Below are 15,296 nucleotides of genomic sequence, written 5' to 3'. Positions count from 1 at the left end.
TCTTCGATGCCGTCCGAGGCCAGGCGGGTGGAGGTCACCCACTGGCCGCCGCGGGCGGCGAATTTGCGGGCGGTGAGCAGGTTCCGACGCCGCCGTCCGCGCCGTCCGCGCCGTCGGCCGTCTCTCCGGAAGCCTTGCGCGTCGTGCCCGTCGATCTGCCCGTGGCCGCGCTCAGGACCGTCGGCCTCGAACCGGTCATCATCGAGGTGGCGGCTGCGCCTGCCCCCGCCTTGGAGCGCGCCGCATCCCCGGCCCCGGCTCTGGCCCCGGCCGTGGCGGAACTCCAGGCCACGCCTCCGGCATCCGCCGTGCAGGCCGCACCCCAGGCGATGGCCCCGGCCGTGGCCACGGTCGCCGCCCCTCCCCGGGTTTTGGGGGAGCTGGTCATGCGTCCGGGCTGGAGCCTGTCCAAGACGGCGGCCCGGCTCTATGGCAGCGGCGGCAGGCGGGTCATGAACGACGTGGCGGCCGCCAACCCGGGCATCGCCGATCTCGATCTGGTGCGTCCGGGGGCCAGGGTGGCCTTTCCGGCCCGACAGGTCGAACCCCTGCCCGCGGGGTCCAGCGTGATCCTTTTCGAGCGCAAGACAGACCTCGACGCGGCCTTCGCCGCCCTGGCCGCGCTGCGCGACAGCGTGCCCCAGGCCGTTTTGTACGCCCATTACTCGCCCCGGTCGGGCCTGGTCTTCGATGTGGTGCTGGACCGCTACCACAGTGACACGGCCTCGGCCCAGAAGGCCCTGGACGCGCTCCCCCATGGGGTGGCCGTGAAGGCCCAGGTGGTGGAATACCTCGACGACGTCACCGTGGCCTACAGCGTCCTGGAACCGGCTGGGGCCGGAGCGCCGGGAACGGTCAGGACCGTGGCCCAGAACGCGGCCCTGCCGCAGTAACGCCAGACAGCCGGGTCGGCGGCGTGGTCGTCGACCCGGAGGCCATCCAGGGCGTGATGGCCTGGACAGGCGTTTCGCCCCCTTCGCCAACCTGAACCGAGTCCCGGGAGCCGTGAGATGCAGCCACGAAAACGCCTGCGCCTTGGCGAGATGCTGGTCGCCGCCGGTCTTGTGACCGACGAACAGTTGCGCCAGGCCCTGGCCGCCGGGAAAAAAAGCGGCCTGAAATTGGGGCAGCAGCTCGTGCGCCAGGGCATGGTCAAGGAATCGGACATTGTGGAGGTCGTCAGCCGCCAGATGTCCATCGAGAAGTATTCCCCGGAAAAATATCCCGTGGACTCCTCCCTGGCCGGGGTGATCCCCTCCGAACTCGCGGTCAAAAACCGCCTCGCGCCGCTTCTGCATCGCGGACACCTGCTCAAGGTGGCCATGATCGACCCCCTGGACATCGGGGCCATCGAAGACATCGAGATTTATAAGAACTGCGAGGTGGAGCCCATCATCTGCAGCGAACGGGAGCTGGCCCAGCTCACCGGGGTCATCTACGGCATGAGCGCCGGGATCGAAGGGGTGCTTGAAAGCATCGAGTCCATGAGCATCGACACCGAGGCCGCGCCCGAGGCGGACATGGAGGACATGCAGGTCAGTTCCCTGGAGAACATGGCCGGCGAGGCCCCGGTGGTGCGGCTGGTGAACTCGCTTCTGTCCCAGGCCGTGCGCGAGGGGGCCAGCGACGTGCATATCAGCCCCGAGCGGGAATCCGTGACCATCCGCTTCCGGGTGGACGGCAAGCTCAAGCCCGTGCCCTCGCCGCCCAAGCAGATGGTCATGCCCATTGTCTCGCGCATAAAGATCCTGGCCCGCCTGGACATCGCCGTGACCCGGGTGCCCCAGGACGGCCGGTTTACCATCATGATGGAGCGCAAGGAGATCAACGTGCGCGTGTCCACCCTGCCCACCATCTACGGGGAGAACGTGGTCATGCGCCTTCTGGACATGAGTTCCGGCGGGCTTATGCTCTCCGACCTGGGCATGGCCGAGGACGACATGGCCAAGATTCGCGCGGTCATCAACAAGCCCCACGGCCTGTTTTTGTCCACCGGCCCCACGGGATCGGGCAAATCCACCTCGCTTTTCGCCATCCTGCGCGAGATCAACAGTCCCGACATCAACATCGTGACCCTGGAAGACCCGGTGGAATACCGCATGGACGGCATCCGGCAGGTGCAGCTCAACCGCCGGGCGGGCATGACCTTCGCCAGCGGCCTGCGCTCCATCCTGCGCCAGGATCCCGACGTGGTCATGGTGGGCGAGATACGCGACGGCGAGACGGCGGGCATCGCCGTGCAGGCCGCGCTCACCGGACACCGGGTGCTGGCCACGGTGCATACCAACGACGCCGCCGGGGCCGTGGCCCGGCTCATGGACATGGGCATCGAACCCTTTTTGGTGGCCTCCACCCTGGTGGTGGCCTTCGCCCAGCGGCTGGTGCGCCGCATCTGCCCGCACTGCAAGGAAAATTATACTCCGACCCGGGAGACGCTGCGGTTCTGGGGCCTGGAGGACGCGGGGCAGACGGAATTCGTGCGCGGCCGGGGGTGCTTCATGTGCGGGGAGTCCGGTTATAAGGGCCGGGTGGGGATTTTCGAGATCCTGGTCATGGATACGGACATCGCGGACATGATCATCCAACACAAGTCCGCCCAGGAGATCACCCGGTTCGCCGTGGACAACGGCCGCCTGCGGCTTTTGCGCGACGACGCGCGCACCAAGATCCTGGAGGGCAAGACCACCTTCGAGGAGGCCCTTGGCGCGGTGGTGGTGTAGGAGGGCACACGATGTGGCGGATTGGTCTTGACGTCAGAATTTGGCGCCATATGATATGAACCGAAAGCACACGCGAACCCTGGGGGAAATTTTCACCAAGCCCACCCGGGCGAATCTCAGGTTTGACGATGTCGTGGGGCTGGTTTCCGCCCTCGGCGGAACGGTGACCCAGCGGGCGGGATCGCGGGTGGCGTTTATCCTTTCGGGAAAGGTGCTTGTGCTGCACCGCCCGCACCCCTCTCCGGTCATGGACAAGGGAGCGGTCGAGGATATGCGGGCGTTCTTGTCCCTGTGCGGCGTCAACCCGTAAGGAGTGACAATGGCGACGCTTCGCTATAACGATTATGTCGCAACGGTGGACTACGATCCGGGAACGAAGCTTTTCCACGGCCGGGTGGTCAACGTGAACTCCGTGATTAGCTTTTACGGGGCCACGGGCGAGGAACTGGAACGCGAATTCGCCACGAGCATGGAAACCTATTTCGAGGTCTGCCGGGAAAACGGCATCCCGCCGGACAGGCCGTATTCCGGGCGGGTGAACATCCGCCTGACCCCGGAGCTTCATCGTGATCTGGCCGCTGCGGCGCAGTCCCAGGGCAAAAGCCTGAACGCCTGGGCCGCCGAGGTGCTCAAGCAGGCGGTTTTGCACTGACACCTGGGCAGATGACAGAACACGCGGAAAGGACGGACACGCCACATGGCCAAATTCGCCTACGAGGCCTACAACGACACCGGTTCCCTGATCCAGGGCGAGCTTGAGGCCGACTCCGGCGACGCGGCCACGGCCCGTCTGGCGGCCATGGGCTACATCCCGGTGGTCGTGCGCCGGGGCGGCGCGGGCAAGGCGGATTCCGGCGAGGGCGGCCTGTCCGGCCTGGAGATGGCGCTTGCCCGGGTCAAGCCCCAGGATCTGATCCTTTTCACCAAGCAGTTTCGGACCATGCTGGCCGCCGGGCTCTCCATCCTGGAGCTTTTGCGGGTGCTGGAACAGCAGACCGAGAACAAAAAGCTCAAGATGATCTGCGCCAAGATGGGCGACGACATGCGCAAGGGCGTCTCCATCTCCGACGCCCTGGCAAAGCATCCTTCGGTGTTCTCCAAGCTGTATGTGAGCATGGTCAAGGCCGGGGAGCTGTCCGGAATGCTGCCCGAGGTGCTGGACAGGCTCATTTACATCGTAAGCCACGAAAACAAGGTCAAGACCGACATCAAAAAGGCCCTGCAATATCCCATGACGGTGCTCATCGCCCTGGGCGGGGCGTTTTTCTTCCTCTTGACCTATGTGGTGCCGGTATTCGCCAAGATGTTTGCTTCGGCCAAGATCGAATTGCCCTGGCCCACCAAGGTGGCCATGGCCATGAGCGCGGCGTTGAACTCCTACTGGTACGTTATTCTCGGCGGTCTGGTCCTGGTGGTCGGCGGGCTGTGGCTGTTTTTCCGCACCGAGCAGGGCCAGGTGGCCCGGGACGGGTTCTGGCTGAAAATCCCGATCCTGGGCAATCTGTTTATTAAGGCCGCCATGTCGCGCTTCGCCTCCATCTTCTCCATCCTCCAGGCCAGCGGCGTGCAGGTGCTCCAGGCTCTGGACATTTTGTCCGAGACCATCGGCAACGCGGCCATCTCCAAGGAGTTCGGGCGGATCAAGGACCAGATTCGCGAGGGCCGGGGCATTTCCGGCCCCTTGCAGCGGGCCAGGTATTTCACGCCCATGGTGGTGTCCATGGTGGCCATCGGCGAGGAGACCGGCGACCTGGATTCCATGCTCAAGGCCGTGTCCGAGCACTACGATGACGAGGTGGGCTACGCCGTGGGGCGGCTGGCCGACGCCATCGGCCCCATCCTCATCGTGGGATTGGCCGGGGTGGTGGGGTTTTTCGCCCTTTCCATTTTCATGCCCATGTGGGAAATGACCAAGATGGTGAAGTAGGCGGCAGTCGTGCGGTGTCGAGGAGTGGCATGGATCGTGCTTGTTGGTTGATGAACGTGCAAGTAACCGGTCGGCAAGCCCGTTGTTGGGCATGTTGGGCGGGTGAGGGTTGCTGTATCTCGGGAATTTTTTCTTTTTTCCCGTAAAGCTGGACGGGGCGGCGTGCCGGACTGCCGGGTCAGGATGGTAACGACAAACTTCTGGAAGGAGACGCAGCATGGATTCGATTCACGACGTGGAAAAACGGGCGACCCTGGGGCAACGGGGTTTCACCTTGATCGAAATTATCGCCGTTTTGGTCATCTTGGGCATCCTGGCGGCAGTGGCTATTCCACGCTTTTACGGCCTGCAGCAGGAGGCCGCTGACAAGGTGGCCGAGTCCGCCCTGGCTGCGGGCTATTCGGCGTTGTCCCTGGGGTGGGCCGCCGACGCATTGGGAAGGGCGGATGCACCGGCCGGGCCTTCGGCCGCCTGCACGGCCATCACCACGGAAGGCGACACCATCACCAGCATCGCCTGCGCTGGAGCCACCTGGCCTGCTTCGGGCGGCACGTCAGTGATCACGGTGACCTACACCGGAGGAACGACGGCGACGGTGACGGGAACCTGGACCGCGCCATAACACGAGTACGGCACATCTCCCGGAATCCTCGGGAGTCCGAGGGTTGATTCTCAACGATTCTCGAAGGCCTTCGTCGCATGCCGCACGCGTTTGGCGTGGCGATGGAGGCCTTTGATTTTCAGGTGTCGGGGGATCTGGCTTGGCCATGAGGTCTGATGGCCAGGGTCGGGGAGAAGGTTTTTTAGGTAAGTGGTCCGGAAGATTGGCAAGGTTTCAGGTCGTTCGGCTCTTTGGCGGCAAAGCGAGGAAGCGATATCGTGAGGGGAAAGGCAGCGGGTGCGCCAGGCAAAACCAGCCTGCCGAAAAGGCATTCGGGTAGCGAAGGCTTTACGCTGCTCGAAGTGGTCGCAGTGCTCGTCCTGCTCGGCATCCTGGCCGCCGTGGTTGTGGCCCGGTTCGCCGACAACAACGCCGACACCGTGGCCGAGGCCGAAATATTTAAGTCGCATCTGCGCTATGCCCAGCTTCGGGCCATGGGGGATATCGTCCCCTGGAGCATTGTCATCAACGCGCCGGGTTCGTATACCTTGTACAAAGGCGCGGACGCCTCCGGCACCCCGCAGAATCTTCCGGGCGCATCCGGCTCGACGCACGCACTGGACAGCGACGTAACCATCTCGGGCGGCGCCATCGCATTCGACTGGCGCGGTCAGGCCGCAGTTACCGGTGGAGACGTCGCTTTTACTGGTGAGTCGGCGATAGTATTGTCTGTGTATGCGACAACAGGATTTGCATATAACCCATGACAATTTTGAATATACATCGCCCTCGCGGCTTCTCCCTCATCGAAATCATCATCACCCTGGTGGTGCTGGGCCTCGCCGGGGCCATGCTTGCCACATTCATGGGGCCGGGCATCACCCGCAGTTCCGATCCTCTGCGGGCGCTGCAAAATGACGCCAGTTTGCAGGCGGTGATGGAGAATATGATTGCGGCTCAGGAGAAGACATATCCAGCCGATCTATCGGGGTTCTCGACTTCCCTTGGAGCTGTTGGTGCCACGCCGACAAATACCTATGGGACATATCATGTTGAACGCAACAACGAGTGTTATCTAAACGGGAATGTGTTCACAAACGGCACTGGCCCGTACCTGTGTGTGACCATCTCCGCGCCTGGCCAATCCGGCTCAAAAATCTCCTACCTTTTTACGGTGGCGCCCACGCCATGACCCCCCCTATCCGCAGCCAACGCGGCTTCACCCTCATCGAGATCATCGTCTCCCTGGTTCTCCTGGGCCTCCTGGGCGCGACGGTGTTTGGCTTCATGGGGCAGGCCGTGCGGGGGTTTTTCATCGCCCGCGACGCCCTGGAGATCACCCAGAAGGCGCAGATCGCGCTCAACCGGATGCGGATTGAACTGACGTACCTGAAAAGCGTGAGTGCGTCATCCGACACATCTCTTTCGTTTGTTTCGATAATAACTGGAGTGGATACGACGTATGCGATCGCCTATGACGCCAGCACCGACAGCATAACCTGGAATGGCGTGACCCTGACCGACGACGTGGGCGGACTGACCTTTGCGTACTATGACGAACCGGGCGGGACGGCGTCATCAAGTTTTCAAAGTACGACAAAACTCATCGGCATCACCCTGGTCATGCAGGACAGCGACGGCGCCACGGTGACATTCGCAACGTCGGTTTTCCCTGGAAAGATATCGCTGTAACGGCCAGAGAAAAAACGGAGACCTGATGCCTCGCCACAGCGCAACAGCACGGCGCGTCACAGCGAATCTCGCTATGGAACGCATCATTTTTGCTGCACAGCGTGGCGGCGCGCTGCTCTACGTCATCGCCTCCATCGTCCTGCTCGGGGCCGTGGGCGGAGGGGTGGCCTATTTTTCCTCGTCGTCGAGCACCTCGCAACTGGCCAACACCCGGGCCGAGCAGGCCTATTATGCGGCTTTGGCGGGGAAACAATATGTAACATGGCTTCATGAGAATTTTGCAGCAATCGATGCGGCTTCTCCAGAGAGCAGCAGATTTCAAAACTTTATCACGTTGTTGAATAAAGATGGCGGGGTTCGCGTCCTTGACGGCAACCGGCGTTTTACCATTTCCGCGTCGGCGTTACCCGCTACATGCCCATATTGTTATACGGCTTCTGTTCTGGGCACGTATTTAGATAACGCTGGTAATGCCACGGAAAGTTTTCAGATTGCCTCTGTCGGAACGGGGGATATTGATGATCCATTTGATCCTGTTCTCCCCGACGACCCCGACGACCCCACTGCTCCCATCGCCCCCGACGAGATGGGCAGAATGACCCCAACTGTCGTGAACAGGTCGAAGCTGGACACCGGGGTATACGGGGATACGGTCACTCTGGGAAACGAGGCGTCGGTGAAGGGGGACGTAATTTCCCTGTCCTGGGTCAATATCGGCAACATGGCCGCTGTCGGTGGCGATGTGTGCGCCGGTGGCGATGTGACCCTGAGCAACCAGGCCTCAGTGGCGGGGGACATCAACACCCCGGGCAATGTAACGATTGGATCGAACGCCGCCATTGTGAAGGGCAGCATCTATGCTGGCGGCAAAGTGACATTGAACAGTTCAGCCCAGGTGCTTGGCGAAATTCATGCCGCTGGAAATGTGGATTTGAATTGGAGCAGCACTGTCGGCGGTGGCGTTTTCACCTACGGGAATGTAACGGTTGCAAATGCCGCCAAGGTTCAAGGCGACGTCAACGCCGGTGGCAAGATCACCGTCAACTGGGGGGGGACCATCGTCGGAGATGCCAGAGCAGGCGGGAAAGCCGACATCAATTCTGGCGCCACCGTCGGGAGCGCCTCCTCATATGTCGCCGCGCCTCCCCGCCTCACGCCAACTGCCCCGACAGCCTGCGCCGAGGTAGAAACACCACCGCTGCAAACATTTTCGGCTGGAACGACGCCCGTCAGCGCCCAGTATGAGAAATACCCCTCTTCGCCGGGGAAGGATCTTCCTCCGGGAACCTATGGCGCCTTAGACATCGCGGGAAAGAACATTCTCACCCTGCACGGCGGCGCCTATACGTTTCAGTCCATGTCTGTCGCCTGGCTGCATACCTTGCAACTCGACCTGTCCGGTGATGACATCACGATTTTCGTCGTGGGCGATGTGAGTTATGGTGGCGATGTGACCATCAACGTGTCCTCGGACGGCGTGAACTACGGTACGATGTGGTATGTGGACCCCGCCCTTGCCGCCAAAGTCTATCTTGAAACCCACGGGAATTTTGTCTCAGGCGAGCAGGGGAAATGGTTCGGAACGGTCCTGGCAAAAAAGAATATCGTGTTTTCCGGTGGCAAGGATCCCTACGGGAGGGTCAAGGTTATTGGTTCCCTGGCCACTGTTGACGGGAAGATCACTTTGAGCGATGAGTTTTCAAATACCTATGTGAAATCAAATTTCGCCAAGGCGAACTGGTAGCGACGCGTTCGTTTCACGGCGTTGACTGGCTTGTGCAGCGGGGTGATGGCAAATCGTTGCGGGAGTCCGTCCCACAGGAGTTGTTCTCCATGTCATGGTTGGTCTTTTAATAACCAGGGGGCAACATGTCGGGTCGTCCGGTAACCGCTCAGTTTTCCCGTTTGTTTTTCCGCCGCCGTCGCCTGTCCGCGCGCGGGTCGGCGCTTTTGTACGTCATCGCCTCCATCGCCCTGCTCGGGGCCGTTGGGGGAGGGGTGGCGTATTTTTCGTCGTCGTCGAGCACGTCGCAGTTGTCCAAGACACATTCCGATCAGGCGTATTATGCGGCTATCTCCGGACTGCGCTATGCACCGAAGGCCGATCTGGCGGCTATGCAAAATAGCACCACGACATATTCCCTGGGCAATAACGTCGCATTCAAAATGACGGTGGGCACAAAGACGGCGTCCGCATATCCGGTGACCGTTTGCGGGATATATGGGGCCGGAACGAGCATGGAGGCGAATTATCAGTTGGCACAGGTTTCTGTTACCCCGGGCTCAGGCACCGATGAGCCTGAATACGGTAGTTATGATATCAGGCTCCCAGGGGATGCTTCTCAGACAGCGGGAGCCAAGAGCGCGCATACGGGCATGGCCAATAAACTCATCAAGGTTGTGACCGAGGGGGATGAAGACTACGAGGGGACGGCGTATGTCCGGCTTGGGAACAGGACGACTCAGGGGTATGCCTGCCTCTGGTTCAATGACACCAAGACGGTCCAGGAGGATAGCACGTACTGCCAAAACGGCGTGTGTAAATTCGGCAAGGGCTTTCGACTGTATTTTGAGTTTCAGGTGGTGTCTGCCGGGGCAGACGGATTTACGGTTTCTTTCATCAACGCCACCAACAACACCGTGAATGACTGCGGCGGCGACCTGAGCATGGGCGAACTTCTGGGATATGGCGGTCCTGGGTTGAGCGGCCATGGTTTGAGGCCTGGAAAAATTGCCCTTGAAGTTGATACTTTTCAGAACGGGTCAGGGTATTGCACCGGAGCCGGGAGCAGGGAAGATGATGACGACGGGCACTTGGCCTATGTCTATTGGGGAGCTATCGATGATGATTCCTGGTGGGGGGGGTGTAATACATATGACGATAATCAACATACGGCTGGTGGGAATATTAATGATGGCGAGTATACCATAGATGGGAAAGATTATAGGGGTTCTCCTAAAAAAAACCCACTTTACAATACCGTGAATTTAGAGAATACAAAAATAAAATTAGGAAGCAACCGAACGTACAAACGAATCTCAAATCTTGAAGATGGTGCCGTCCACACCGTCCGAATGGAAGTCACAAGGGCCACCAATGCCAACGGCAGCGGGGCATATTCTCTAAAAACTTGGGTTGACTGCACCGTCAGCGGTGAGCCTTGTGAGGGAATAAAAAAACTCACGGAAGATTTTACCGCCAAGAATCCTGATCTGATTTCCTCCTTCACCATGGATAAATACTTCCATGGGCTCCTGAACACCTTCCTTGTGGGCTTCACCGAAGCCACCGGTGACAGCGCCCAGGAAGTCCGCCTGATGAATTTTTACCTTAAATTTCGGGAATAACGCTCCTTTATCGGCGGCCACGCCCCGCTGCCCTGCCACAGGGTGTTCTCTCTTTTCGTCCAGTCGTTACGCCCCCTACGTCTGATGCTTTTCACTTCTCGACAAGTCGAGCAATCGGCTTGTCAATATAATATTTATTCCACGTTCGCATATCAAAATACACTTAAAGATTATATAATATGCTGTGAATTTCAAGTTTCCAATAGATTCGTCCACGTTCATGTGCTAACGCTTCTCAAAATTACGTCCGATATCGGCGAACCCCGCGTCGGCCCTGGCGCACGATGCATCGCCGGGAAGCGTTATCCGTATGTCTCGCCCGGGTCTTTCACGGTTTCCGCAGCAAATCCGGCGTCCCGCAACGGCGTGTTCCAGCCAACGCGGCGCGTCGCTTTTGTACGTCATCGCCGCCATCGCCCTTTTAGCCATCCTGGCCGCCGCCATCGCCGCCTTTTCCGGCGCCGCGTCACAGTCCCAGACCAACCAGCCGCCGTCTGCCGCCGCCTATTATCTGGCCCTGTCCGGCCTCAACCACGCCACGACCCTCTCCGCCAGCGACCTCGAAGCCCTTCTCGGCGCGCCTTGCGTGACCTGTGCCCTTGATACCGGGCACTTCACCCTGGAGGTGCTCGAGCGCAACGCCGACGGTTCGTTTTCCGTGGCCGCGACAGGCGTCGCCCTGCCGGACAACCCGCGCCAGTCCGTCTGCCGCCTGCCGGGCACGGTGTCGGACGCGGGCGGCCCCATCTCCTTTGAGCGCGACCTGGAGGACTTTGATCTGCCCGTGACCTCGGGAACCCGCGACAGCAACATCGTCTCCGTGGACCTGGACAACCGGGTGGCCGTATTCGGCAACAACACCCAATACGCCTACGGCTGCCTGTGGTATCGGGGCAGCCGCAACTGGTGCGACTCGGGAAAGTGCCTGTTCGGCAAGGGGCTTCGGGCCTATTTCCGGTTTACTTTCGCCGCCGTCCCGTCGGGCGTGGCCTGCGGCGACGGCTTCACCTTCGCGGTCATAAACGCCGCCGAAAACGACGCCTCGCGCTCGGGCGGGCTGGTGGGCATGAGCGAGCTTCTGGGCTACGCCGGGCCGGGCGCAACGTCGGACGGCCGGGGGCTTGTGCCGCCGAAATTCGCGGTGGAGTTCGATGTCTATGCCAATCCGGGCGTGAAAAATCCCAACATGTTCGACTCCCGGGCCGATGGGCCGGGCGGCGACCATGCAGCCCTGGTGTTCTGGGGGTTTGACGACGACTCCGGTTCCTGCGAATCGGCGGGCCATTCCTATGCCTGCGTTTTGGACGACAACCGCCATTCCCGCCAGGGCACGGAAGATGTGGGGCTTGGCATCTCCGGCGACATGCCGCGCAATAGCCTGAACCGAGCCGGGGCCGGGGACTACGCCGCGCAAAGCGGCCGCCCGGACTGGCTGCGAAGCGGTGCGCACGCCATGCGCATGGAGGTGGATCGGGCCGACGCCCCTGACATCCTGGGCGATTATGCCTACAGCATCCGGGTCTGGATCGATTGCGCCGACTGCGACGACGTCATGAGCGCCTACGCGGCCGGTCCCCCCACCCTGTCCCGGACGATTTCCCTATCGCGCGCCCAGCACGAGCGGTTCGAGCGGGTGCTCTTCGGCTGGACCGAGGCCACGGGCGCGGCCGTGCAGCAGGTGGGCGTGTCCGATTTCAAGCTGTATTTTCTGGAATAGGGGGGCGGCTTTACATCGCCCGGGCCTTGGGCCATGTTCCGGCCCATGCGCCGCACCCTTGCCGCCCTGTGTCTGGCCCTTTTCGCCGCCCTGCCCGCAAGCGCCCCCGGCGGCGAGGTCATCTACAAATACGACGCCCCGGGCGGCGTCATCCATCTTTCCAACCGACGCTTGAGCAAGGACTACCGGCCCTATTTCTACATGCGCGTGCCGCGCGCCGTGGACCAGGACAAGCTCATGGCCGTGATCCGCTACTACGGCCGTCGCTATAAGATCGATCCGGAGCTGGTGCGGGCCATGGTGGAGGTGGAGTCGGGTTTCGTGATCGAGGCCGTCTCGCCCAAGGGGGCCCAGGGGCTGATGCAGATCATGCCCGGCACGGGCAAGGATCTGGGGCTAACGGAACCCTTCGAGCCAGGGCCGAACATCGAGGCCGGGGTGCGGTATATGCGCGACATGCTGGACCGCTTCGGCGGCGACGCCTCCCTGGCCCTGGCGGCCTACAACGCCGGGCCGGGCCGGGTGTCGCGCACGACCGGCGTGCCGGACATCCCCGAAACCAAGGACTACGTGGCCAAGGTCATGGGGCGCTACGGGGCGCGGTCGGGAATGCGGTAATATTTTCGGTACCGAGGGAGAATTGTCATGACGCGAATTCTCATACATCCTGGCGAGCACCTGGCCGACGAGTTGCAGGCCCTTGGCATGAGCGCCAACGCGCTGGCCAGGGAGCTCGGGGTGCCCACCAACCGCATCACCCAGATCATGGCGGGCAGGCGCGGGATCACGGGGGATACCGCCTTGCGGTTGGGTAGATGGTTCGGCACGGGGCCGGACATCTGGATGAATCTGCAAAAAAATTATGAGCTCAAACGGGCGGCCCAGGAGATCGGCCGGGCCTTGGAGGATATCCCCCGGCACGGCATGGTGGCGCAAACGCCTACCGCCGCCGCCCGGTGACCCGGAAGGCTGAAGACCGTCGATCTCCGGGAATCAGGACGTAGGGCCGTGAGGCTCGGGCCGCCCCGGTCAACCGGAACAGGCGCTTGCCGTTTCATGGCGCGTCTCGTCGAGGAGCCGCACGCCTAGGGCCGTGACCTCGGCCGGGACCATCGTCCGCAAGTCGGCAAGGGGCAGCCGTTGCCGCACCAGCAGCGCCCCGGCCACATCCGCCACCCGGTCCCACACCGCCGCGCGCCCGAACAGATCGGCCAAAATGCGGCCAAGCTGTCCCCGCAAAAGTCCCGAGGCCCCCATGCCGCGCAGGCCCAGGGCCTCGAATTCCCGCATGACGTGCAGCATGTCGAAGGCCAGCCGCTCGTTGGCCAGGTCCGCGTGCAGCCCGAAGGCCTCGCCCAGAAAGCGCGTCTCGGCCTGATGCCCGGCCAGGGCGATGAGAAACCGCCGCCGGATGGTCAGCTTGCGGCTGTCGCCGGGCAGGACGTAGCCCGGATCGTCGTCGGGGCCATCGATGCAGGCGCTTACGGCCGGACAATCCACGGCGAAAGTCATGACCGCATGTCCGGCCACATGGTGGGCCAGGGCCTGCAGGGGGTCGCGCTGGGGTCGCGTCTGGTCCATTCCCGTTCTCCTCGGGCCTTTGTCTGCGGGTTATGACAACAGCCGGGAAATCTCCGCCGAAAGGGCCTCGGTGGTGAAGGGTTTTTTGAGAAACCCCGAGACCCCGGCCCGAAGCGCCAGGTCCACCTGTTCGCCGGTGGATTCCGTGGTGGCCATGAGGATGGGCGTGTCGGCATGGGCCATGTCGCCGCGCACCAGCCGGGTCAGCTCAATGCCGTCCATGACCGGCATGTTCATGTCCGCCACGATGCAGTCGAAGGGCTCCGAGGTCTCCAGGATGTCCCAGGCGGCCTGGCCGTTTTCCGCCGTGGTCGCGGCGAGTCCAAGGCCCGGCAGGGCGGAGCGGTAGAAGGCCAGCATGGCCTTGGAGTCGTCCACGGCCAGGATGCGGCGCTGCCCGGCCGCCTCCGGGGCGAGGGCGTCGGCGCTGGCCGCGCGCAGCCTGTGGGCCAGGGCCGTGGCCTGGGGCGTTTCCGCGCCCTCCAAGACCTGGACGAAGGCCGCCATGGTCTCCGGGTCGCAACTCGTCTCGGCCTCGGCGACCACCAGCCCGGCCAGGGCCGGTTCGGACAAAAGGGCGGCGAAAAGCCGCACGGCGGCGGCGTCGGCCATGGCCCGGGCCATGAGTCCGGCCTTTGCCGGATCGGCCTGCATGGCCTCCATGAGCTTTTTGGCCACCCCGGGGTTGGCGTTGGCCTCAAGGGCCGTGATCACGGCCAAAAGCAGCATGGGATCGGTCTCGGACAGGCCGTCGAGCAAAAAGACCAGCCCCTTGAGGGACGGGGCCCGGCCCAGGGCCTCGTAGACCGCGAAACGCAGGTTGGGATGGGTGAATTCTTCCAGATCCTGGGCCGTGACCAGGGCCTCGGCCCCGGACTTGTGGCCGATAAATCCCAGGATGTTGGCCGACAGGATCTTTTCGTCCAGATCGCCCTCGCCAAGCAGCCTGGCCACCAGGGGGACGGCGGCCGGGCCGGTGGCGATGATGGCCTCGTGGATGGCCCGACGGGCCGTGGGATTTTTGTGGTGGGTCTTGGTGACCAGATAGGACAGGGCCGATTCGCCGCCGATGGCCGCCACGGCCCCCACGGCCTTGAACACCGTGACCGGGCAGTCGTCGCCGGAGATGATCTCCGCCGCGTCCACCAGGGCCGCCAGGCGCGACAGGGATTCGGCGTCGCCCAGGGCCCCCAGGGTCTCGACGCACAGGGCGCTGATAAAGGGATCGGGGTGGTCCAGGTGCTTCCGGAAAAGTTTCAGGCTGGCGGGGTGGCGCAGACGGGACAGGGCGCTTAACGTCTCCTGGAGATCCTCGGACGTGCTGGCCCGGGCGGCCATGTCCAAAAGCGCGGGCAGGGCGGCGGCGAACTCGTTGCGGCCCACGGTGCGCAGGCACAGGCGGCGCACGGCCGGGGACGGCGAGGCCAATCCGGTCACGGTCTGGGCCTCGTCGTGGCCGAAAAGGGCCTGCAGGACGTTTATCACCGCCAGATCCACGGACTGGTCGCCAAGGGGGGCGGCGATCAGGTCGCACAGCCCCGGGATGGCCGTGACGTCCGCCTTGGCCTCGATGTCGCGCAGCAGGGTGATCTGTTCGAGAAAGTCCAATCCCCGGAAGTCCGTCAGGGCATCCATGCGTAAGTCCTTTGTCTGCGAGGTGAAGATGCGCCCGGCCTGTCCGAAGGCGCCGGGCGGCTGCGCGATTGTGGC

General features: G+C 62.5%; 15 protein-coding genes and 1 pseudogene. 14 read left to right on the top strand and 2 right to left on the bottom strand.

The annotated features are described in order from the left end of the window. The 14 genes and pseudogenes from V3572_RS12435 to V3572_RS12370 all read left to right on the top strand — a co-directional run. A pseudogene (locus V3572_RS12435) lies at positions 1–893 on the top strand (hypothetical protein); the annotation flags it as partial. A gap of 117 nt (positions 894–1,010) precedes the next feature. After that, the gene (locus tag V3572_RS12430; protein WP_332111327.1) at positions 1,011–2,720 is read left to right on the top strand and encodes a GspE/PulE family protein; all 1,710 of its coding nucleotides are present in this window, start codon (positions 1,011–1,013) and stop codon (positions 2,718–2,720) included. A 55-nt stretch (positions 2,721–2,775) separates the two neighbouring features. After that, positions 2,776–3,030, top strand: coding sequence for a type II toxin-antitoxin system HicA family toxin (locus V3572_RS12425; protein WP_332111326.1), 255 nt, complete (start codon positions 2,776–2,778; stop codon positions 3,028–3,030). A gap of 9 nt (positions 3,031–3,039) precedes the next feature. Further along, positions 3,040–3,372: a type II toxin-antitoxin system HicB family antitoxin gene (locus V3572_RS12420; protein WP_332111325.1), complete on the top strand. Its 333-nt coding sequence runs from the start codon at positions 3,040–3,042 to the stop codon at positions 3,370–3,372. 45 nt (positions 3,373–3,417) lie between these two features. Then, on the top strand, positions 3,418–4,647 hold the full coding sequence (locus V3572_RS12415; RefSeq protein WP_332111324.1) for a type II secretion system F family protein: 1,230 nt from the start codon (positions 3,418–3,420) through the stop codon (positions 4,645–4,647). Positions 4,648–4,864: 217 nt separating this feature from the next. Next, a complete protein-coding gene (locus tag V3572_RS12410; RefSeq protein ID WP_332111323.1) occupies positions 4,865–5,269 on the top strand; it encodes a prepilin-type N-terminal cleavage/methylation domain-containing protein in 405 nt (134 codons plus the stop codon). 257 nt (positions 5,270–5,526) lie between these two features. Continuing rightward, positions 5,527–6,015: a prepilin-type N-terminal cleavage/methylation domain-containing protein gene (locus tag V3572_RS12405; protein WP_332111322.1), complete on the top strand. Its 489-nt coding sequence runs from the start codon at positions 5,527–5,529 to the stop codon at positions 6,013–6,015. Then, positions 6,012–6,440, top strand: coding sequence for a type II secretion system protein (locus V3572_RS12400; protein WP_332111321.1), 429 nt, complete (start codon positions 6,012–6,014; stop codon positions 6,438–6,440). Before V3572_RS12405 ends, V3572_RS12400 begins: the two co-directional genes overlap by 4 nt. Continuing rightward, positions 6,437–6,940 (top strand): PulJ/GspJ family protein, encoded by a 504-nt coding sequence (locus tag V3572_RS12395; protein ID WP_332111320.1) that lies wholly within the window; start codon positions 6,437–6,439, stop codon positions 6,938–6,940. Before V3572_RS12400 ends, V3572_RS12395 begins: the two co-directional genes overlap by 4 nt. A 73-nt stretch (positions 6,941–7,013) precedes the next feature. Continuing rightward, a complete protein-coding gene (locus V3572_RS12390) occupies positions 7,014–8,684 on the top strand; it encodes a hypothetical protein (protein ID WP_332111319.1) in 1,671 nt (556 codons plus the stop codon). A 125-nt stretch (positions 8,685–8,809) separates the two neighbouring features. Beyond that, a complete protein-coding gene (locus tag V3572_RS12385; RefSeq protein ID WP_332111318.1) occupies positions 8,810–10,288 on the top strand; it encodes a hypothetical protein in 1,479 nt (492 codons plus the stop codon). A gap of 394 nt (positions 10,289–10,682) precedes the next feature. After that, positions 10,683–12,005 carry a hypothetical protein gene (locus V3572_RS12380; RefSeq protein WP_332111317.1) on the top strand — a complete coding sequence of 441 codons (1,323 nt, stop codon included), beginning with the start codon at positions 10,683–10,685 and terminating at the stop codon, positions 12,003–12,005. A gap of 45 nt (positions 12,006–12,050) precedes the next feature. Then, positions 12,051–12,623 carry a lytic transglycosylase domain-containing protein gene (locus V3572_RS12375; protein WP_332111316.1) on the top strand — a complete coding sequence of 191 codons (573 nt, stop codon included), beginning with the start codon at positions 12,051–12,053 and terminating at the stop codon, positions 12,621–12,623. A gap of 27 nt (positions 12,624–12,650) precedes the next feature. After that, positions 12,651–12,965, top strand: a complete 315-nt coding sequence (locus V3572_RS12370; RefSeq protein ID WP_332111315.1) for a HigA family addiction module antitoxin — start codon at positions 12,651–12,653, stop codon at positions 12,963–12,965. Between the two features lie 69 nt (positions 12,966–13,034). On the opposite strand, the gene V3572_RS12365 is transcribed toward V3572_RS12370, so the two are convergent. Further along, positions 13,035–13,586, bottom strand: coding sequence for a hypothetical protein (locus V3572_RS12365; RefSeq protein ID WP_332111314.1), 552 nt, complete (start codon positions 13,584–13,586; stop codon positions 13,035–13,037). Positions 13,587–13,616: 30 nt separating this feature from the next. Beyond that, a partial coding sequence (locus V3572_RS12360; RefSeq protein ID WP_332111313.1) for a response regulator occupies positions 13,617–15,296 on the bottom strand: 1,680 nt, incomplete at its 5' end.

Source organism: Desulfolutivibrio sp., from assembly GCF_036584575.1.
Classification (GTDB): domain Bacteria; phylum Desulfobacterota; class Desulfovibrionia; order Desulfovibrionales; family Desulfovibrionaceae; genus Desulfolutivibrio.
The sequence above is the reverse complement of the archived record's forward strand: the minus strand, read 5'-3'. Positions and strand labels throughout refer to the sequence as shown.

Excerpts from the sequence above, each read along its gene's own strand:
- V3572_RS12415 (WP_332111324.1), top strand. The coding sequence starts at position 3,418 with ATGGCCAAATTCGCCTACGAGGCCTACAACGACACCGGTTCCCTGATC.
- V3572_RS12425 (WP_332111326.1), top strand. The coding sequence starts at position 2,776 with ATGAACCGAAAGCACACGCGAACCCTGGGGGAAATTTTCACCAAGCCC.
- V3572_RS12375 (WP_332111316.1), top strand. The coding sequence starts at position 12,051 with ATGCGCCGCACCCTTGCCGCCCTGTGTCTGGCCCTTTTCGCCGCCCTG.
- V3572_RS12390 (WP_332111319.1), top strand. The coding sequence starts at position 7,014 with ATGGAACGCATCATTTTTGCTGCACAGCGTGGCGGCGCGCTGCTCTAC.
- V3572_RS12410 (WP_332111323.1), top strand. The coding sequence starts at position 4,865 with ATGGATTCGATTCACGACGTGGAAAAACGGGCGACCCTGGGGCAACGG.
- V3572_RS12430 (WP_332111327.1), top strand. The coding sequence starts at position 1,011 with ATGCAGCCACGAAAACGCCTGCGCCTTGGCGAGATGCTGGTCGCCGCC.
- V3572_RS12395 (WP_332111320.1), top strand. The coding sequence starts at position 6,437 with ATGACCCCCCCTATCCGCAGCCAACGCGGCTTCACCCTCATCGAGATC.
- V3572_RS12370 (WP_332111315.1), top strand. The coding sequence starts at position 12,651 with ATGACGCGAATTCTCATACATCCTGGCGAGCACCTGGCCGACGAGTTG.
- V3572_RS12400 (WP_332111321.1), top strand. The coding sequence starts at position 6,012 with ATGACAATTTTGAATATACATCGCCCTCGCGGCTTCTCCCTCATCGAA.
- V3572_RS12385 (WP_332111318.1), top strand. The coding sequence starts at position 8,810 with ATGTCGGGTCGTCCGGTAACCGCTCAGTTTTCCCGTTTGTTTTTCCGC.
- V3572_RS12420 (WP_332111325.1), top strand. The coding sequence starts at position 3,040 with ATGGCGACGCTTCGCTATAACGATTATGTCGCAACGGTGGACTACGAT.
- V3572_RS12365 (WP_332111314.1), bottom strand. The coding sequence starts at position 13,586 with ATGGACCAGACGCGACCCCAGCGCGACCCCCTGCAGGCCCTGGCCCAC.